The organism is Acinetobacter sp. YH12039, assembly GCF_013420015.1.
Lineage (GTDB): Bacteria > Pseudomonadota > Gammaproteobacteria > Pseudomonadales > Moraxellaceae > Acinetobacter > Acinetobacter amyesii.
Map to the genome: position 1 here is coordinate 1 of NZ_VOZA01000032.1, position 20776 is coordinate 20776.

Annotated in this window: 19 protein-coding genes and 1 riboswitch; of the genes, 4 read left to right on the plus strand and 15 right to left on the minus strand. The window is 40.2% G+C overall.

The window, feature by feature from the left end; all coding sequences use genetic code 11:
- On the minus strand, nt 1-140 hold a 140-nt coding region (locus FTT98_RS12520; RefSeq protein ID WP_151813106.1), incomplete at its 3' end, for a transposase.
- Nucleotides 141-232: 92 nt separating this feature from the next.
- On the opposite strand from FTT98_RS12520, the gene FTT98_RS12525 reads away from it, so the two are divergent.
- A complete protein-coding gene (locus tag FTT98_RS12525; protein ID WP_180177424.1) occupies nt 233-541 on the plus strand; it encodes a hypothetical protein in 309 nt (102 codons plus the stop codon).
- A 29-nt stretch (nt 542-570) separates the two neighbouring features.
- Here FTT98_RS12525 and FTT98_RS12530 read toward each other — a convergent pair whose 3' ends face one another.
- The 6 genes from FTT98_RS12530 to FTT98_RS12555 form a co-directional block, all read right to left on the minus strand.
- Nucleotides 571-873 carry a helix-turn-helix domain-containing protein gene (locus tag FTT98_RS12530; protein WP_180041501.1) on the minus strand — a complete coding sequence of 101 codons (303 nt, stop codon included), beginning with the start codon at nt 871-873 and terminating at the stop codon, nt 571-573.
- A 1-nt stretch (nt 874) separates the two neighbouring features.
- Nucleotides 875-1222 carry a type II toxin-antitoxin system RelE/ParE family toxin gene (locus FTT98_RS12535; RefSeq protein WP_180041500.1) on the minus strand — a complete coding sequence of 116 codons (348 nt, stop codon included), beginning with the start codon at nt 1220-1222 and terminating at the stop codon, nt 875-877.
- Between the two features lie 128 nt (nt 1223-1350).
- Nucleotides 1351-4956 (minus strand): urea carboxylase, encoded by a 3606-nt coding sequence (gene uca / locus FTT98_RS12540; protein ID WP_180177425.1) that lies wholly within the window; start codon nt 4954-4956, stop codon nt 1351-1353.
- Between the two features lie 4 nt (nt 4957-4960).
- Entirely contained in the window at nt 4961-5623 is a 663-nt protein-coding gene (locus FTT98_RS12545; RefSeq protein ID WP_180021788.1) for an urea amidolyase associated protein UAAP2, read from the minus strand.
- A gap of 11 nt (nt 5624-5634) precedes the next feature.
- On the minus strand, nt 5635-6372 hold the full coding sequence (locus FTT98_RS12550) for an urea amidolyase associated protein UAAP1 (RefSeq protein ID WP_180177426.1): 738 nt from the start codon (nt 6370-6372) through the stop codon (nt 5635-5637).
- A 29-nt stretch (nt 6373-6401) separates the two neighbouring features.
- Nucleotides 6402-6513, minus strand: a riboswitch (guanidine-I (ykkC/yxkD leader).
- A 197-nt stretch (nt 6514-6710) separates the two neighbouring features.
- Complete coding sequence (locus FTT98_RS12555; protein ID WP_078190935.1) at nt 6711-7604, minus strand: LysR substrate-binding domain-containing protein; 894 nt, start codon at nt 7602-7604, stop codon at nt 6711-6713.
- 190 nt (nt 7605-7794) lie between these two features.
- Between FTT98_RS12555 and FTT98_RS12560 the strand changes: the two genes are divergently transcribed.
- Nucleotides 7795-8496 carry an HAD family phosphatase gene (locus tag FTT98_RS12560; RefSeq protein ID WP_180177427.1) on the plus strand — a complete coding sequence of 234 codons (702 nt, stop codon included), beginning with the start codon at nt 7795-7797 and terminating at the stop codon, nt 8494-8496.
- Between the two features lie 90 nt (nt 8497-8586).
- Here the strand turns inward: FTT98_RS12560 and FTT98_RS12565 are convergent, their stop codons facing one another.
- From FTT98_RS12565 to FTT98_RS12580, 4 genes are all read right to left on the minus strand, one after another.
- Entirely contained in the window at nt 8587-8904 is a 318-nt protein-coding gene (locus FTT98_RS12565; RefSeq protein ID WP_111884393.1) for a hypothetical protein, read from the minus strand.
- Nucleotides 8905-9126: 222 nt separating this feature from the next.
- On the minus strand, nt 9127-10626 hold the full coding sequence (locus FTT98_RS12570; protein ID WP_171263795.1) for a succinate CoA transferase: 1500 nt from the start codon (nt 10624-10626) through the stop codon (nt 9127-9129).
- Between the two features lie 133 nt (nt 10627-10759).
- Nucleotides 10760-11929, minus strand: a complete 1170-nt coding sequence (locus FTT98_RS12575) for a thiolase family protein (protein ID WP_078193795.1) — start codon at nt 11927-11929, stop codon at nt 10760-10762.
- 101 nt (nt 11930-12030) lie between these two features.
- On the minus strand, nt 12031-13809 hold the full coding sequence (locus FTT98_RS12580; RefSeq protein ID WP_180177428.1) for an acyl-CoA dehydrogenase C-terminal domain-containing protein: 1779 nt from the start codon (nt 13807-13809) through the stop codon (nt 12031-12033).
- Nucleotides 13810-14414: 605 nt separating this feature from the next.
- Here FTT98_RS12580 and FTT98_RS12585 point away from each other — a divergent pair.
- Nucleotides 14415-15020 (plus strand): TetR/AcrR family transcriptional regulator, encoded by a 606-nt coding sequence (locus FTT98_RS12585; protein ID WP_078190941.1) that lies wholly within the window; start codon nt 14415-14417, stop codon nt 15018-15020.
- Nucleotides 15021-15086: 66 nt separating this feature from the next.
- Here the strand turns inward: FTT98_RS12585 and FTT98_RS12590 are convergent, their stop codons facing one another.
- From FTT98_RS12590 to cysK, 4 genes are all read right to left on the minus strand, one after another.
- Nucleotides 15087-15281, minus strand: a complete 195-nt coding sequence (locus tag FTT98_RS12590) for a heavy-metal-associated domain-containing protein (protein WP_078190942.1) — start codon at nt 15279-15281, stop codon at nt 15087-15089.
- Between the two features lie 66 nt (nt 15282-15347).
- On the minus strand, nt 15348-15767 hold the full coding sequence (gene cueR / locus FTT98_RS12595) for a Cu(I)-responsive transcriptional regulator (RefSeq protein ID WP_180177429.1): 420 nt from the start codon (nt 15765-15767) through the stop codon (nt 15348-15350).
- A gap of 1 nt (nt 15768) precedes the next feature.
- Nucleotides 15769-18441 carry a heavy metal translocating P-type ATPase gene (locus tag FTT98_RS12600; protein ID WP_180177430.1) on the minus strand — a complete coding sequence of 891 codons (2673 nt, stop codon included), beginning with the start codon at nt 18439-18441 and terminating at the stop codon, nt 15769-15771.
- 571 nt (nt 18442-19012) lie between these two features.
- Nucleotides 19013-20011 carry a cysteine synthase A gene (gene cysK / locus FTT98_RS12605; RefSeq protein ID WP_111884368.1) on the minus strand — a complete coding sequence of 333 codons (999 nt, stop codon included), beginning with the start codon at nt 20009-20011 and terminating at the stop codon, nt 19013-19015.
- Between the two features lie 282 nt (nt 20012-20293).
- Here cysK and FTT98_RS12610 point away from each other — a divergent pair, with 282 nt between their 5' ends.
- On the plus strand, nt 20294-20611 hold the full coding sequence (locus FTT98_RS12610; protein WP_078193801.1) for a helix-turn-helix transcriptional regulator: 318 nt from the start codon (nt 20294-20296) through the stop codon (nt 20609-20611).
- The last annotated feature ends 165 nt before the right edge of the window (nt 20612-20776 follow it).

Below are 20776 nucleotides of genomic sequence, written 5' to 3' on the forward strand. Positions count from 1 at the left end.
AATCCATGTTGCAAAGCGACTGAAGCAATTGAAACGTCCGGTGCTTTACAAGCCTGAACGATCTGCTGTTTAAATTCAGCACTGTATGTTCTTCGTTTTTTCGCAAGAGATGCGATGGATGTCTGATTATTTGTAGTCATAAATTTAAGTCCCCACTTGTTTCTAAGTGGGGACTAAATTAAGGCTTATAGGATGAATTCATAAGGTGTGTTCAGCGGACGCTTACAGTAATATGAAAAGGAAGACCTCTCAAGGATTTAATATCGAAAAGCTAGAGGGAATTAATTCATTAGATTATTTTGATCATAAAGATTATGGCATAGGAAAATTATTGGATGATCAAATACGAAATCCAAGAACTTCTGCTGAAAAAACTGCTTTTGCCGATGGTACAGGTGTAGGAACCATTAAATATAAACTAGATTTTTGTCGTGAAATCATCAAATATTTTGATGAAAATCCTGATTGGGAAATGACACCAAAAGCAAAGGATCTATGCATCCGAATTTTCAAACATATTGAAAAGTGTAATTCAAATTAGAAAAAGACCGCCTAAGCGGTCTTTTTTAATTAAACATTAAATCCAATATGTTTACCTGTAGGTAATTCGACATCAATACGAAGTTTCCCACCCATTGCTTCTACATATTTTTTCATGGTTGATATTTTTAAATCATTACCACGGTTTTCGATTGCAGAAAGCGAAGGCTGTTTAATCCCTAAAGTTTCTGCTAATTCTTTTTGAGACATTTCCAACTCTTCACGAATCATGTGAAGATGCTGTTCAAGCATCAGTTCTTCTGCCATTTGCTGAATACGAGCTTGGCTTTCAGCAGAGCGAGCTGCCAATAATTCTTGTAAACTTTTTGCCATGTTAGGAATCTCCTAAACTCTTTAAATGCAAAGTGTATTGCTCATCTGCAATTGCCAGCATTTCTGTATAAAAACGCTTTTTACCGCTTTTATCACCAATGCATAACACAATCGCTTGTCTTAACGGATCAAAAGCAAAGAAAGCTCGAATCGGTTTGCCACGGTGTTGCACACGAAGTTCTTTCATATTGGTATATTTAGAATCATATACAGTGTCCACCAAAGGTCGACCTAAGCTTGGTCCTTGTGATTGCAACACAACCAAAGCTGCCAAGACCTTTTCTTGTGTCGAATCGTCTTGCTGAGCAAGCCATTCATTAAATACATCTGTGGCCAATACTGTCCACATAGCACAACCAAAATATAGACTATAAGCTATATCATAATTTAATCGAGTAAACACTGCAAATAAAAAACCGTCCTTACGGACAGTCTTAAAATTCCCTCCTTTTTCAAAGGAGGGTCAGGGAGGATTATTTAAGCCACTGGCGCCAAGGTAAACAACACTTGTCCTGTTTTTACCGTTTGCCCTTTTTCAATGACAATCTCTTCCACCTTCATACGCTCAGGCGCAATAATTGGAATCTCAATCTTCATCGCTTCAATGACGGCTAACGTTGCCCCCTCTTCGACAATATCACCTGACTGACATTCAATTTTCCAAATTGAACCCGGCATATGCGACTCCACTGCACAGCCACCTTCAGGCACTTCAACACCTTCACTATCATCGACCGCATCTAAACTTTCAGAGACATATTCTGCAAGTCCTGCCTCATGCCAGCGACGACGTTCTTCATCAAAATTGGCTTGTTGGATGGATTTAAATGCTGAGATAGATTCGGCATTTTCAGTCAAGAATTCATTGTATTCTTTTAGGTTTAATACACCTTCTTCTACACGCAGTTTTAAGCGTCCTGCTTTAAAGTCCTCACGCATTTGCATGAGTTCAGTTTCAGACACTTCATAGAATTTAATTTGGTCAAAGAAGCGTAGTAACCAAGGCATACCTTGTTCAAAATCAGGGTTTTTACGATAACGAGACCACATTTGCGTAGTACGACCCACAAACTGATAGCCTCCCGGACCTTCCATACCATAAACACACATATACGCACCGCCAATACCGACAGCATTTTCAGGCGTCCATGTCCGTGCAGGGTTGTATTTCGTCGTCACTAAACGCTGGCGAGGATCAAGCGGTGTTGCCACAGGTGCACCTAAATACACATCGCCCAAACCCATGACCAAATAACTCGCGTCATATACCACATCTTTGACCGCTTGTTTGTCTTTTAAACCATTAATACGACGGATAAACTCAATATTGTCAGGACACCATGGTGCATCTGGACGTACCGTTTGCATATAACGCTCTGTCGCTAGCTGGGTTTGTGAATCCTCCCAAGCGAGTGGTAAATACACAGTCCGTGACGGTACTTGCATTTGGGTCACATCAGGCAGTTCAGCTTCCGCGACTTGTAGTAAACGCAATAAATCCAATTGATCAAGCTTGATCGAATCAAAATGAATTTGCAGTGAACGAATCCCCGGTGTGAGATCAATAATTCCTGTGATATTTTGCTTTTCAACCCATTGCATGAGTGCATGAATACGGAAACGTAGGTTTAAATCTAAAACCAACTCACCATATTCCACCAACATGTAGTTGTTGCCCGCAGGACGATACACCACATCTGGCAAGCCATTCTGACCTTTTAAAGTATCAAGCACCGCATTTTTTAAGGTGGAAAGTTCAGGATAAAATGACTCATCAAATGCCACAACCTGCGTATCAGATGCTTCTAATTGCGCATGATATTTTTCATTTAAGAGCTTAGCTTGATGATAACTCACAGGTATAAATCTGACTTTGTCTCCTGCTTTCAATTGACCAAGCTTCCAAAGCTCAGAATTAATCACCACGGCAGGACAAACAAAGCCTCCTAAACTTGGACCATCTGGACCCAAAATAATCGGCATATCACCCGTAAAGTCGATAGCACCAATGGCATAAGCATTGTCATGAATATTCGATGGATGCAAACCGGCTTCACCACCATCCTCACGTGCCCATTCAGGTTTTGGACCAATCAAACGAATACCTGTACGGCTTGAGTTAAAGTGAATCTCAAAAGTATTGGCAAAGAAGGTATCAATGTCTTTTTTAGTAAAGAAGTCTGGTGCACCATGCGGGCCGTACATCACCGCAATTTCCCATTCATGACTAAACGTTGGCACTTGTTCAGGCGCAAGCGCTGTCACTTGTTCAGATGTAAATGCCATGATTGGCAACATATCTCCAATCAATAAATTACGACCAGCATGACCACCAAACTGACCAAGGGTAAAGGTTGCTTGTGAGCCTAAATATTCAGGTACATTCAAACCGCCTTTAATGCCGATATAGGTACGGCAACCTGTGGCGATTTTTCCACATTTTAAAATCTGACCTTTACGCACATTCACGGTTTGCCACATTGGTACAGACATACCATCAAGCGTTGATGGCATATCACCACCCGCCAATACAATTTGGCTATCACAGTGGAATTTTAAACTTGGGCCTTGCAAAGTGCATTCAAGCCCTGCCGTGTTATATGCATTGCCTAACAATTGATTCGCAACATTAAGTGACAGCGGATCAATCGCACCTGATGGTGGCACACCCACATCCCAATAGCCCAAACGACCTGTGACATCTTGCACAGAAGTTTGAATGCCTGATTGCAACACTTCAATTTTTTGGGTTTTCCACTCAAATGTATTTAAGAATCGTGTGGTTTGCGTACCGGCTTTAAATACATCGCAGTTGATAATATTTTGTAGATATTCAAGATTAGTTTCAATGCCTGCAACCGATGTTTTGGCGAGTGTTTCGGTCATTGCAGCAATTGCAGAGTCACGATCATCCGCTGTGACAATGATTTTCGCAATCATCGGGTCATAAAATGATGAGACATTTGAACCGGTTTCTACCCAAGTTTCATTGCGTGCCTGCGGATCAAAATCGACATAGGTCAACAGCCCTGCACTCGGTTGGAAGTTTTTAATTGGGTCTTCTGCATATAAACGTACTTGAATTGAATGACCTTTCGATTCAAGTTGTGCTGTTGGTGCAATCCAATCCCCACTACCGAGAGTCACCATCCATTCCACAAGGTCTACACCAAACACTTGCTCTGTCACACCATGTTCAACTTGCAGGCGGGTATTCACTTCTAAGAAATAGAATTCCTGTGTGTCGGTATCCATCACAAACTCAACTGTACCTGCCGAACGGTAACTCACCGACTTCATCAATCCAATCGCGACAGATTGAATATAGGCACGTTGCTCATCATTGATATGTGGTGCTGGGGTTTCTTCCACGACTTTTTGGTTACGACGTTGTACCGAACAATCACGCTCGCCAAGTGCCAAGACTAAGCCATTACCATCACCAAAAATCTGCACTTCGATATGACGGGCATTCTGTACGAATTTTTCTAAATATAAACCTGCGTCTTTAAAGTTGGCTTGGGCAAGATATGACACTGTAGAATAAGCATCTTTCAGCTCTTCTTCACTCCACACCAAACGCATACCAATACCGCCACCGCCCGCGGTACTTTTCAGCATCACAGGATAACCAATACGATTGGCTTCAAGCAGTGCTTCAGCTTCATCTGCCAAAAGCTGACTGCCCGGAAGAAGTGGTACATTGGCTTGAATCGCGAGTTGACGCGCGGTATGTTTTAAGCCAAAGGATTTCATTTGTTTTGAGTCTGGCCCTAAAAATACAATGCCTTGCGCTTCACACAGATCACAAAATTCTGCATTTTCAGACAAGAAGCCATAGCCCGGATGAATCGCTTCTGCGCCTGTTTGTTTCGCGACTTCTAACATTTTATCGACATTTAAATAACTTTGGCTGGCAGGACTATCACCAATAAATACCGCTTCATCAGCTAAGGTCACATGCAAAGAATCACGGTCTGCTTCGGAATACACAGCAACAGATTGAATACCTAATTTTTTCAGTGTACGGATCACACGACACGCGATTGCACCACGGTTGGCAATGAGGACTTTATTAAACATGCTATTACTCCTCACCTTCACGGATGATCAGTTGAATTTTTGTTGGGTTATAGGCATTACATGGGTTATTCAGTTGTGGACAATTGGAAATGAGGACAATGAGATCCATTTCAGCTTTAATTTCAACATATTTACCCGGTGCAGAAATACCATCATCAAATTTCAAATGTCCCTCAGCGGTCACAGGCACATTCATAAAGAAGTTAATATTTGGGCCGATATGGCGCACATTTAAGCCATGTTTTTTGGCAATCGGATGTTGCGACAGAGCAATCATGAAATTATTACGGCAACTGTGCATTGGAAATTTGTCATGTGCATAGCGAACAGTGTTGCTTTCACATGAACATGCACCGCCTAAGGTGTCATGACGACCACAGTTATCGTCATGGATGGTGGCAATTTTATTGCCAAAGTTGGTGTATAGAGCTGTGCCTTTTTCTAAATAGATTTGTTGATTAATAGCCAATGTATCGGTTGCGCTATAACGCTCTTCACGGTTTAGGCTTGAAATAAATAAGGTATCGACAGCTTGATTACCTTCGAGGTCAACGATACGAAAATATTGCCCTTTTTTGACTTCGCACATCCATGCTTCACCAGCAGGACATACTTCGCTTAACACTGATTTTTCAAAATTTTGTGTTGGGTTTACTAATGCAGTCATGATCATCCCCCTCAAGCCGTTAAAGCGTAATAGCGTTTATTATTTTGAAAAGCACGTTGATTTTGCGGGCATGAATCACGACATACATCGGTATCAAGTAAAGGAAGTGCTTTGTATAAATACAATTGAACATCGGCAGGTGCATATTCCGTGCTGTTATCTAATGCATGTGGTGCGGATGATAAGAACACCAAGCAATCCATTTCAAAGCGCAGTTCAATGACTTGATTTGTATTGTCCGAAGCAACATAACTTAAGTTGCCGTTGTCATCAGGTTGAACTTTAGAGAATAAATTTAAGGTACTGCTGAGGTCGGTTGCAGATAAGCCAAATTTGGTCATTTCAAGCAATAAGCTATCTTTGCCATTACGGTACATATCGTTACGGGCATCTTGGAAAGTTTTGCTGCCGAATTGGTTTTCAATTTGCGATGCCGTACTTGGTGCACAAAAAGCATCATTCCAAGCGTGATCATCTTTCACAATCGAGATCATGGCACGGCCTAAATCCGACGCCAAAATATGACCTGTACTTAAATAAGCCGTGTGCTGCCCCTTAAGACTATCTGGCATGTTGTAACGTTCAAGCTTATCTTCACTATTTACACAGTACAGCGACACATTGGCATTTTGCCCTAGCGATTTAAGCTGTAATACTGCGCCACGCTGAATACGCGCTGACCAGTGGTGCCCACCCGGTAAAAGTTCAGTCCATAGTGCTTTATCTTCATGATAATGTGTTGTGCTCATTGCAGCCTCTGCCTAATTCTTAACTGTTTACCTCCCGGGCTTTTATCCCTCCGTGCAGCTTTGCTTTGAATTAAAACGAAGCCGTGAACTCTCGGTCGCGGTCATACATAGAAATGTATCGGAACCCTAGATCACTTTATGATGTATGTAGAAATGCAAAGGCTGTGCCAATTTAGTATTACCAATTTACATAAACGTAATACTGCTATTTATTAGACTTTTTTTATAGTATTGAGCTATAGCATGACCAAATCGGGTGCAGCCCATGCACAAAATTGCTGCAAAAGTTGCAAAAAAAAGCCTAAAATCATTTTTGGGCTTTATGTAATGCATAAAAATTATTTCACCAATATCTCATGGAACATATGACGCAGCCATTGATGGCTGGTTTTATGATGGCAGGACATATGCCAATATTGCTTCACGCCATAGGTTGGAAACGCAATCGGCGCATCAAATATTTTTAAGTTACCGCGTGAAAGCAATACTTCACTCAAGTAGTACGGCACAGTAGCAATCGCATCAGTGTCTTGCACGACTAAGCCTACACCTAAATAACTAGGTAATCGCATTAAAATATCACGTTTTAAATCAAGGTTAAGCAGCTCATTTTCAATATGGTAGTGCCCCATCCCTGCATCAATATCAATATGCGACTCTGACAAATATTGCTCAGTTGTAATAGTGTCACCCGTTAATCGTGGATGATCCTTAGCTGCAATCACCACATAATATTGCTCAAACAATTTTTGCTGATAAAAGCCGCTTTCCAAATGCGGTAAAAACCCCAGTGCTAAATCAATTTCACCATTCGCCATCTGATAACTGGTTTCAGTGGTAATCGGGCGTACATTCAGACGTATTTGTGGCGCGTGTTTTTTTAGATATTGGCTGATTTTAGGCAATAAAACCAAATGCGAAACATCGGTCATGGCCAAAGTAAATTGTTGATCTGAAATGGCTTGATCAAAATTAATCGTAAAATTATTAATGGCTTCGACTTTACTCAAGGCTTCGCTGACTAAAGGAAATAATTGACGCGATAACTCCGTAGGCACCATTTCATTGCCGATACGTAAAAATAAGGGGTCGTTATAATGCTGTCGTATTTTATTTAAAATATTACTGACTGTAGGCTGACTCATCTGCAAGTGTTCAGCAGCTTGCGACACATTTTTGTACTTATAAACATGAAAAAAAATGCTAAGAAGTTTACAGTCCAATTCAAACACGAAAGATTTAGTCCCTAATTAAATATTGCAAGTTATGCTGTGCATCATCTGCTGAATTATACAAAAAGCCAATAACGAAATATTACTTTTATTGCAGATGAAACGCCAGTTTAGCCTGCTCAGTTGCATTTGGCTTTTCAACACTCCAATCAGTCAGCATAATAGACATAGCTCGAATTTGGATATCAACATGCTTCAAGGAAAAAAACTGGTTTGTTTTGATTTAGATGGCACACTTATCGACTCTGTTGGCGTGTGGAATCAGGTCGATGCAGATTTGATTCAACAGTTAACTGGACAAACCATCCAATTGGATTTCATTCAACGTGAACGTGACATTCAGCTGCAATTATTTAAAAACACACCAGACCCTTACTTAATGTACTGTAACTATCTAAAAGATACTTATAAAATTGAACAACACACGGCTGATCAAATCAAACAGCAACGATATGCCATTTCACAACATTTTTTAGAACATATCATCTTGCTTAAACCACATGCAGCGTTATTTGTTCAACAGTTCATTCAGCAAGGCATTCAGGTGGCAATTACCACCACGACCAGCCTGCAAAATATTTATCGATATCAAAAAAATATTAACATTTATCCAAAGCTGCATTTTGAAAATAGTTTTGATCTGATCCTGACCCGTGAAAATGTCAAAAATATTAAGCCGCATCCTGAAGTCTATTTACAGGCGATTGAACATTTTGCAGTAAGACCTGAAGAATGTTTAATTTTTGAAGATTCACTCATTGGTGTAGAAGCCGCAAATGCTGCGGGTATTGAAGTCGTTGCCGTGTATGATGCATATTCAGAACACGAAATTGAGCAAATCAAAAATAAAGCGGATTATTTTATCCATGATTTCTCTTCGGTTTTGAACTGAGTTAAAGCAAATAAACATTCGCTTTAAAGTTAAAAAAGCAGCCCAATTTAGAGGCTGCTTTTGATATTTTTGCATCAATAGATAATTGATCTATTTTACTTTTTTATAAATTGATCCAGACCCGACTAAATTTCCAGTTTTTTCGTCAATCGCAAATTCAACAGCACCTGTACCAGAGTTTACAGCCAGTAAACCAGATTCAGCGACAGATGCAGGTACAGGATTTTTCTTTTCAGATTTACCACTTTGTTTATCTTTTAAAGTATTGGTAATGAAATAGTTTTCACCATTTTTACTAATAATCAACGCATTTTCAAGTTGCGGATCTACTGCGGTATTTTGCCATGTTCCAGCATAATCAGGCGCTGGACTTTGTTTACATGCAGTGAGGAGAACTGCGAACAACATCGCAAAAAAAATTGAATCTTTTTCAAAATACTGACCTTCTTTGTCAATGAATTTTGCATTATAGAAAGCCTTGAACAGAACTTAAGACCGTTCGTGTTGTGCAAAAGTTTCAAACCAAGTGCTGCTGTTTTTCTTTTGTCATGTTTTGAAACATTTGTAGTCTTTCATAAAAAATAAGCCCACTTGATCATGGGCTTATTTAAAAATTTTCAATCTTTAGATTTATACGATTTGACGCATTGAACCAGTTTCTTCAAAAGTGGCATGCCAAGACAAAGCCTCTTTTAAAATATGCGGCGTTTGACCACCAAGCTCACATGCGCGTTCAAAGTAGCTCAACAATGCTGCGCGATAATCTGGATGTGCACAGATTTCAATGACTTTACGTGCGCGCTCACGTGGTGAAAGACCACGTAAATCTGCCAAGCCCTGCTCTGTAACTACGATGTCAACGTCGTGGTCAGTATGGTCGGTATGACTCACCATTGGCACCACAGATGAAATCGCACCGCCTTTTGCAATCGACTTGGTTACGAAAATGGCAATGTGTGCATGACGAGTAAAATCTCCTGAACCACCAATACCATTCATCATTTTGGTACCCGTCACATGGGTCGAATTTACGTTTCCGTAAATATCAAACTCAAGCGCCGTATTAATCGCGATAATGCCTAAACGTCGAATGATTTCAGGGTTATTGGATAGCTCTTGTGGACGTAACACAATTTTATCTTTGTACTGATCAAAATTGTTCATCACATGCTGTGCACAAGGCTCAGACAGCGTCATTGAACAGCCTGAGGCAAATTTCATTTTTCCAGAATCAATTAGCTGGAAAGTACAGTCTTGTAGTACTTCTGAATACATTTCCAAATCATGGAAATTAGAATGCTCAAAACCGGCAAATACAGCGTTGGCAATCGAACCCACACCTGACTGTAGCGGGCCTAAATTTTCAGGCAAACGCCCTGCTGCGACTTCACCTTCAAAGAAATCAATCAGATGCTGAGCAATCGCTAGGGTTTCAGCATCAGGTTCATCCATTTTAAACTGGGTATCTGGCAGATCATTCAACACAATAGCTGAAATCTTATCGGGGCTGACATTGATCCCAATCGTACCGATACGTTCACCGACCTGAGTCAGTGGAATTGGCCCACGGTTTGGTCGCGCTTTCGGCACATAAATATCATGTACACCTTCGAGCACTGGGTTAATCGTATTATCAATTTCAATAATCACATGATCTGCCATTTCAATGAAATTGGCTGAGTTACCACATGAACCTGTCGGAATAACTTGACCATCTTCTGTAATTGCAGTCGCTGCAATAACGGCCACATTAATGCGCGGTAAATTATGATGACGAATATTATCGGCCATTTCAGACAAGTGTTGGTCAATATACATGACCTCGCCAGCGTTAATGGCTTTACGTAAACCAGGATCTGCCTGATACGGATAACGACGTTCTATCGCATGCGCCGCATTGAGGCGACCATCGATACTATTTCCTAAACTAGCACCCGTTGCTAAAGTGATACGAAGAGGATGTGAAATTGCATGATCTGCAAGCGCTAAAGGAACCGTCTTTGCCTCACCTGCACCACCAAAACCACTTAAACCAACCACTGAACCATCTTGAATTAACTCAATCGCTTTTTCAGCAGACATTACTTTGTCGCGAAGGGAGAGTAAGCGAATGCGATCTAAACCATTCATAATTAAATCTCAAAAAATAAATATCTCAAAATAAACATCTTTTTTCGCCATCCCAGCGAACTGAGATAGCGTTTGTTATTGCTTATCTAAAAACGTACTTATCTAAAAGCTTACTTATATAAATTGAGGCAAATTAAATCAGTTCAACCGCAATTGCAGTTGCTTCACCGCCACCAATACACAGTGCTGCGACACCTTTTTTACCGCCAGTGCGTTTTAAGGCATGAATCAGCGTCACAATAATACGTGAACCTGATGAACCCAGTGGGTGACCAAGTGAGCAAGCACCACCATGAATGTTCACTTTTGCTTCATCTAAGTTAAATCCATCAATCGCCAGCATCGTAACCATGGCAAATGCTTCATTGACTTCCCATAGATCGACCTCTTGTGCATCCCAACCGGCTTGTGCAAGTACTTTCTCAATAGCACCGACTGGAGCAATCGTGAACTCTGACGGATGCTGTGAATTTGTGGCATAAGCAACGACTTTTGCCAGTGGTGTTAAACCACGTGCTTGGGCCGTTTCTTCTGATGTAACCACCAAAGCTGATGCACCGTCAGAAATTGAGCTGGCATTGGCAGCTGTGATCGTGCCGTCTTTTTTGAATGCAGGACGCAGTGTTGGGATTTTTTCAGGCTTAGCACTTAATGGCTGTTCATCTGTGTCAACAACGACGTCACCTTTACGGCTTTTAACAGTAACTGGCACGATTTCATTTTTGAAGAAACCGCCTTGAATCGCTGCAACGGCTTTATTGAGTGAGTTGATGGCAAAAGCATCTTGCTGTTCACGGGTATAGCCTTTTTTATCTGCCATATCTTGTGCCAGAATACCCATCGATAAACCTGTCTCAGCATCTTCTAAGCCTTCTTGGAACATGTGATCTGTGGTTTTACCATGACCCATACGATAGCCTGAACGCGCTTTTTCAAGTAAATATGGCGCATTTGACATCGACTCCATACCACCAGCAACCACAATATTAGCAGAACCGGCTTTAATCGCATCAGCTGCTTGCATCACCGCCTTCATGCCTGAACCACAAATTTTATTAATCGTGGTGGCACCCGTTGTATCTGGTAAGCCTGCTTGACGCATCGCTTGGCGTGCAGGACCTTGTTTAAGACCAGCCGGTAATACACAGCCAAAAATAACTTCGTCAATATCTGTAGGTTCTAAACCTGCACGTGCAACAACAGCCTGAATCGCTGCAGCACCTAAGTCTGGGGCTGTACAAGATGAAAGTGAACCCTGAAAACCACCCATCGCTGTACGTACGCCATCTACAATTACAATCATTTCTTATTTCATCCTGTTTTAAATCTTTTAACCCCAAGGAACCATGACTGGTTCCTCAGATTTTCCATCTTAATGTTTTTCACAGTGGTTTCGATGAAACCTTAAGATTGAGCGGTGAAGTATTCTTCAGATAGCTGCATGATAAGTTCAGAACCTGCTTTAATGCGTTGAGCACGAGCAGCAAGGTCAGGTAGAACTTTATCAACATAGAAATCTGCGAGTACCAGTTTGTTTTGGTAGAAGCTCTCTGTTTTTGCTGCCGCAGCTTTGCTAATACGCGCAAACATATACACAAAGCTGAGTAAACCAACTGCATGCAGATAATCGACTGCAACCGAACTGCTAAAGTCTGGTGTAGTTTTAGATTGTTCTACAATGAATTGCGTTAATGCTTCAACTTCGTCAGAAACTTGCAATGCTGCAGATTTAACTTTTGAATCTGCCATGGTTGCAGCAAAATCACGAATTTCAGCAATGTATTCGGCAATAAATGCACCATTACATTTCGTGGTTTTGCGTCCAATTAAATCAATCGCTTGTACGCCATTTGTGCCTTCGTAAATCTGCGAAATACGTAAGTCACGAATGCATTGCTCCATGCCCCATTCACGGATATAGCCATGACCACCAAAGCACATTTGCGCTTCTAAAGTAGCTTGTAGGGCTGTATCTGTTAGGTAGGCTTTTGCAATAGGTGTCAATAAAGCCACGCGGTCATTGGCTTTTTTCACTGCAGCTTCGTCAGTTGAATATTTTGTAATATCCAGTTGCTGACCAACATACACAGCAAATGCACGCGATGCTTCGTTGTTGGCGCGTACATTCAACAACATACGACGTACATCACCATGTACCAAAATAGAGTCGGCTGGTTTTTCAGGAGATTTCACACCTGTCGCAGAACGACCTTGTAGACGATCAGTCGCATACTGTGCAGCATTTTGGTAAGCAAATTCTGCGGCGCCAATCCCTTGGATACCCATCGATAAACGTTCATAGTTCATCATGACAAACATCGCCGCAAGACCTTCGTTTTCTTTACCAACGATATAACCTTTGGCACCATCAAAGTTCATAACACACGTTGCAGAACCTTTAATACCCATCTTGTGTTCAATTGAACCCGCTGAAACAGCATTACGTTCACCGACTGAGCCATCGGCATTGACATGGAATTTTGGAACGATAAACAATGAAATACCACGTGAACCCGCAGGTGCATTTGGCGTTTTTGCTAACACAAGATGGATGATGTTTTCACACAGATCATGTTCACCACTGGTGATGAAAATTTTCGTGCCTGTAATATTAAATGAACCATCTTCATTCGGCTCTGCTTTGGTTTTAATGATCCCCAAATCAGTCCCTGAATGTGGTTCAGTTAAACACATAGTGCCTGACCATTCACCCGTATAAAATTTTGGAAGATAGGTTTCTTTTTGCTCTTGCGAAGCACGGTCATTAATCGCCATACCTGCACCCACAGTCAGTAGTGGATACAACATAAATGATGGATTGGTACTCCAAATCATTTCGTCAGCAAGTACCGTCAACATTTTCGGCATGTTTTGGCCGCCCCATTCTTCAGAAGCGCCTAAACCAACCCAACCACCTTCGGCGAATTGTTTAAAAGCGTCTTTAAACCCTGTAGGCGTAGTAACAACACCATTACTAAACTGCGCACCACCTTCTTCATCTGCAGTACGGTTCAAGTCTAGAATAACGTTTTTAGAAAACTTAGCCATTTCTTCTAAAATGGCATTTGCAGTCGCCATATCAATATGAGCTAAGTTTTCATTTGACTGCCAGAACTCATCTGCATTGAATACATCATTTAAGATGAAGTCCATGTCCTTTAACGGCGCATTGTATATTGGCATTGTACTTTCCTTTTCTACAGGCTTTGTCAGCGTCTTTGACAAAGTACTTTTTTAAAGTTGCACGCTCCCGCACAAAATCATCAAATCAATTTTGTGTGGATTTTTTAAAGATCTGTTTTTTCAGATAGATATCTAAAATGGATATAGATAATGTGTTTTTACCGACAAGTGGAAAATAACCACCTGATATTTTGAGCAGCATTATTTTATTACAATTAAATAAATTTATTGAATTGACTAAATTTATAATTGGTAATTGATTAAAACCAAACATAATAGTACCTATAATCATGTTTAATTTAGGTTGTATTAATAACATAACAACCAAGACCGTTTTGTTAAATGCTGCTTTTGTTGTAAAAGCGAAAAGACAATAAATTAAAAAAAATAAAAATGGAATTTTATTTCAAAAAAATGACCTCAAGGGTTCAGTTTTATTGACATTAATTTTATGCTATGAATTCTATATGTTTTACGCACTCTACTAATGTGTTTATTTTTAAACCAATTTATGTAATATTTGAGACCATAGTGGAATGTAAGATTCACAAGATTTAGCTTAAGCTAGGCTTGTTCACCCTCAAGATGTTTATGGAACAGTTATCATGAGTTCAGTACGCCAACAAAATTTTATCCTTCGCAAGGAAAAAATTTTAGCCATGGCAGAAACCCTGCTATTAGATAATAATCAAGACATCACCTTAAGTGAGTTAGCTTGTGAACTAGATATTGCCAAAGGCACGATTTATAAACATTTTAAAAGTAAAAACCAATTATATTTAGAACTGATTATCTTAAATGAAAAACGATTATTAGAAATTTCAAAAAAATATAATCATGATATTAAAACTTATGTTTCACAATATATGCTTTATAATATGTTGAATTCTAATAGAACTATATTATTACATGTCATTGAAGAACGCTTAACCAATAATGAACGTAAATTAAAAGAGTTATTTGAAGAGCTCTATCGTGTTCGTGAAGAACGTATTATTGAAATTAAGGATATGACCAGTGATTATTTAAAATCACTTGAAAGCGCAATGTCGATTCGTGATTATTTATCCTATATTTGGACGGTCACTTATGGTGCGTCCCTACTCCTCAATTCAACGCATTATCAAAAATCAATCGGTTCACGTGAACGTTTAATCAAGCTATATATTAATCAGGCGCTGATGACGCCAGATAAAATTTCAGCCGTATAGAATTGATTTATAAATAAAAAAGCCGAACAATTGTTCGGCTTTTTTTTTCATTAAACAATATCTAGGTTATGCAATCACAGGTGGGAAGCCATCTTCGGTTAAAGCGCTAATCAATTGCTCTGCACTGGCACTAGATTCAACGTCAACTAATTTTGTAGCTACATCAATAGTGACCGTTGCATTTTCGTCTAAGTCTTTAATCGTTGCTGTTACGCTACGGGCACAACCACCGCATGTCATATTATCAATACGAAATTTCATGATATTCATCCTTCTTTTCTAATAACAACACTATAAACCTTGCCACGATTGTAAGGTCAAGCGGATTTAAATCTTTGCTGTATGGCAGCACTCAGCCATGCCCGTTTCGATTTGATTTAAAATCGTACAATCGGCTTGATCATTACCGGCACAGCCATCTACAGATTGTTGCAAGATCTCAACCATGGCCTGTAAGTCTGCGATTTTTTGATTTAAGGTCTGGATATGTTTTAACGCCAATGCTTTAACTTCTACACTTTGCCGACTTTGATTTTTCCAAAGCCCAAGTAAATCTTTCATTTGTTCAGAAGAAAAACCTAAATCACGCGCATGTCTTAAGAAACTCAAGGTTTTAATATCGGCTTCCGAGTAAACTCGATAGCCGGCATTGGTGCGCTGCGCATTATTTAACAGCCCAATCGATTCATAATAGCGGATCATTTTTGCAGAAATGCCCGATGCTTTCGCTGCTTGTCCAATATTCATCTCAAGACTCCTGAAAAACTGGCCCTTTAAATGCTTTTAAACGCAAGGCATTTGACACAACAAACACCGATGAAAGTGCCATTGCACCTGCGGCGAACATAGGTGAAAGCAGTATGCCAAAGAATGGATATAACACACCTGCAGCGACAGGAATCAATGCTGCATTGTAAATAAATGCCCAAAATAGGTTTTGGCGAATATTATTCATCGTCGCAGTACTCAGTGCGATTGCTGTCGGTACCATTTGTAAATTACCCGACATGAGCACCACGTCCGCAGCCTCTATCGCCACATCTGTCCCTGTACCAATCGCCATGCCGACATCTGCTTGCGCAAGTGCAGGCGCATCATTAATACCATCGCCCACAAAACATACAACACCATGTTCTTTTTGCAATTTTTGTACAGATTGCACTTTTTGATCTGGCATTACTTCAGCGATCACATGATCAATTTTCAACTGTCGTGCTATCGCAGTGGCAGTGTGTCGGTTGTCACCTGTAATCATGGCCACTTTCAGTCCTAAATCATGCAAAGCTTGAATGGCTGCGAAGGTTGTGGCTTTGATCGGGTCGGCAACAGCAACAATGGCAGCAAGCTGTTGATCGATCGATACATAGAGCGGGGTTTTCCCTTCATTGCCCATGCGTTCCGCCAGTGATGAAAAGATTTGTGTATCTAAACCAAGTTTATGCATCAAATGATCTGCACCGATATAAATGCTTTGTCCTTCAACAACGGCCTGAATCCCAGCACCAGTCACGGAATCAAACTGTTCAACCTCTAAAAGTTGCACTTGCATCTCTTTCGCAGCTTGTACGATGGCATAGGCAATTGGATGTTCAGATTTCTGCTCTACGGAGGCCAATAACTGAAATACACGATCTTTATCAAATGCTTCAGTGACTTCAAAATCTGTCAGTTTCGGTTTACCTTCCGTCAAAGTCCCAGTTTTATCGACCGCAACCACTTGCGTATTTTTGAGTTGTTGTAAGGCTTCACCTTTACGGAACAATACTCCAAGCTCTGCACCTCGCCCTGTACCGACCATAATAGACGTTGGCGTTGCCAAACCCATTGCACATGGACATGCGATGATCAGAACTGCTACAGCATTGACTAATGCATAGGTTAAACTCGGTTCAGGTCCTACAACATACCAAACTAAAAAGGTGATCAAGGCCAACGCCATCACCACCGGTACAAACCATAACGTGACTTTATCCACCAAAGCTTGAATCGGTAATTTTGAACCCTGAGCTTGTTCGACCATATGGATAATTTGTGCCAAAACAGAATCTTGACCTACCGCAGTGGTTTGTATTTTCAATGCCCCATTTTGGTTAATCGTACCACCGACAACTTCATCACCGGCTTTTTTCTCGACCGGAATAGGCTCTCCACTGATCATCGATTCATCAATATAACTGTTCCCAGACACTACAGCACCATCAACTGGGCAACGTTCACCAGGCCGTATTTCAATCAACATACCTGTTTCAACATCACTAATCGGCAAATCTATATAGCTTCCAGATTGCTCTACACGTGCTGTTTTGGGTTGCATGCCGACTAAGTATTGAATGGCTTGCGATGTTTTACCTTTGGCTTTCGCCTCCATAAAACGACCCAAAAGAATCAACGCCACAATTACTGCGGCTGCTTCAAAGTACACATGAACCGTACCTTGCGGTAATAATTGCGGAGCAAATGTTGCAACACAAGAAAAACTATAAGCAGATAAAGTCCCGACTGCGACCAAAGAATTCATATCCGGGACAAGTCGCGCAAGTGCTGGTATGCCGTGCTGATAAAAGCGTCTTCCGGGTAGGATTAACACCAAAGTGGTTAATATAAACTGAATATACCAACTATTTTGTGTCCCTAAATTATGCGCAATAAAATGATGAAACGCTGGAATCATGTGTGATCCCATCTCCAAGATAAAAACAGGAACAGCGAGTACCAATGCGATGATTAAATCACGCTTGAGTAACCGAGCTTCGTCGGCTTTTTTTTCTGCCATTGTGGGTTGTTGCTGCGTAGCAACGGTCGCACTATATCCCGCTTTTTTAACTGCCGCGATCAATTCTTGTGTTTTTGAAGCGGGAGCCTGAACAAAGGCTTTTTCACCAGCTAAATTTACCGTTGCTTTATTGACACCGTCTACAGCGTTTAAGGCTTTTTCAACCCGTGCCACACATGAAGCACAGGTCATTCCATCAATATTTAATTCAATATTGGGCTGTGCAATATGAAAACCTGCTTTTTCTACAGACTTCGCCAATGCAGAATTTTCAACAGATGCCAATGCCGTAATCGTGGCTTTTTCAGTTGCCAAATTCACTTTTGCATCGATGACTTCTGGAACTACCTTTAAGGCTTTTTCAACACGTGCAACACACGATGCGCAAGTCATCCCTTCAATTTCAAGTTCAAGCTGCTTTTGTGCAACGCCAAAACCTGCCTTTTCAACGGCCTGAATTACAGCAGGATAATCCACATTTTTATCACTCTGAACATGTGCTGTTTCAGTGGCTAAATTCACTTGAGCCTCGGTGATGCCATCGACTTTTTTTAAGGCTTTTTCCACCCGTGCCACACAAGAAGCACAGGTCATCCCTTCAATAGCAAGTGTGCCGTCAAAAAGTTTGCGTTCTGTCGAATCTGTCATGGCAACATCCCAATTATATATGCTTGTTTTAGCTTATAGCTTAAACTTTACCATAATGGGAAGGTCAAGTTTTTCTGACTCACGGTAAGGCTTTTCTTCGCGATATAAAAAATTTCGTAGATTCAAAAATATAATCAATAATATTGAATAATGATTATTCAATTAGTTTGTTTTTCTGATATTAAAACCACACATTTCCTCATTATTCAGTAAGATAGAGATTCGTGACCACCAAACGAATTACTCTCTTTCGCATGTACAAACTGTCGAACATTTGCTTTAACTGCGCATATTTATGTGCTTTTTTATTTTTAATTTTAAGTTGGAGTCTAGATCATATTGATGTTTGGCTCACTCAAGTGGTTATCCCTGCTGTCACGATATGCATACTCTTAGGCTTCCTGTTTAAATACATCGCTCGAAAGTTAGGACATGAACCACCTAAAAGAAAAATTAAACAACAAAATGCCAAAAACGATGATCAAGACGCGGCTTAAGATACTTATAAATAACGAAATCATCAATAAAAAAGCCCATTCAATTGAACGGGCTTTTTTTCATGTCAGAATTATTAGTCAGCACTAATATCTTCAAATAAAACTGAAGAAAGGTAACGTTCACCACCATCTGGTAAAATGACCACAATTGTTTTTCCTGCATTTTCAGGACGTGCAGCAAGTTTTGCCGCAGCTGCCATTGCCGCGCCACTAGAGATACCCACTAAAATACCGTCATGAGTAGCCGTTTTACGCGCCCACTCAATTGCTTCAGCACTTTCAATACCGATCACTTCATCAACAAGGTCTAGATCTAAGTTACCCGGAATAAAGTTAGCTCCAATCCCCTGAATTTTATGCGGCCCAGGAGTCAGTGTTTCGCCTTTTTTCGCTTGGGCGATAATCGGAGATTCAGCCGGTTCTACCGCAACAGAATAAAGCGGCTGATTTTTCACTTTTTCAAAATAACTTGAAATGCCAGAAATCGTACCACCTGTACCTACACCCGATACTAAAATATCCACTTTACCACCAGTTGCTTCCCAAATTTCTGGGCCAGTGGTCAATTCATGAATTTTAGGGTTTGCAGGGTTTTCAAACTGTTGTGGTAAATAATACGTTTCAGGATGTTCGGCAACGAGGCGCTGTGCTTCTTCGACTGCACCTTTCATGCCTTTAGCAGGTTCAGTCAATACGAGATTTGCACCAAAAGATTTCAACACCTTACGGCGTTCGATACTCATACTTGCTGGCATGGTTAATGTAATTGCATAACCTTTCGCTGCTGCAACAAATGCCAAAGCAATGCCTGTATTGCCACTTGTAGGTTCTACAATATGCATACCCGGTTTTAATAAACCTTTTTCTTCTGCATCTGCAATGAGAGCTGCACCCACACGACATTTCACAGAAAAGGCAGGGTTACGGCTTTCAACTTTAGCCAAGACCGTTGCTTCTGACTGAATCGCACGATTAATACGAACTAAGGGTGTATTACCAATCGCTTCAGCGTTATTACTATATACTGCGATACCTAAATTACTCGTTGCTGGAAAAGCTGAATCTGTTGTCATGACTATTTATCCCTTGTGTATTTATTGAATACGATCTTTAGATGATACAATTATTTTCAAAGTGTGCATGATTTTTTAAGCTAATGTCTTATATTTATGTGCATTTTGTGAAAGCTTGTACTAAAATCAAGCAATAAATTTAACTGATTAACTAAATTTAAACTTATAAAAATTAATGATATTTGATTTCATAAAAAACCATAGAAATTGTCTTATTTATTCAATGTATTAAGCCGTGATATCCGTATACTTGAGCTGTTGTTAATCGTATGGACATATCCAATGAATACCGATCTGGAAATCACTACTATGCGTGATTCTGCCGAATTAGTCGTGGGCGTTTTAAAGTCGCTGGCAAATACGGATCGTCTACTAATTTTATGTCATCTAGCACAGCAAGAATTGAATGTGTCTCAGATTGAAGAAATCACTGATATTAAACAGCCAACCCTCTCACAACAACTGATGATGTTACGTAAAAGTGATGTTGTGACCACGCGTCGTGATGGTAAGCAAATTTATTATTCAATTAAAGATGCAAATTTAGTTCAAGTTCTCAATACTCTTTACCAATTGTATTGCAACCAATCTTATAAATAACACTTAGTTATTTTAAAATTTCAAGCCAGACATGCTGTTCTTGCACCACTATAGATGAATTATCGCAATGGGCAGCAATTCAATACCTCAATTTACCCGCAATTCTTCTTCAAAATTTCAATATCTATATCTATTTCGAATATCCAAAGCTTTAAATCAGCTCAT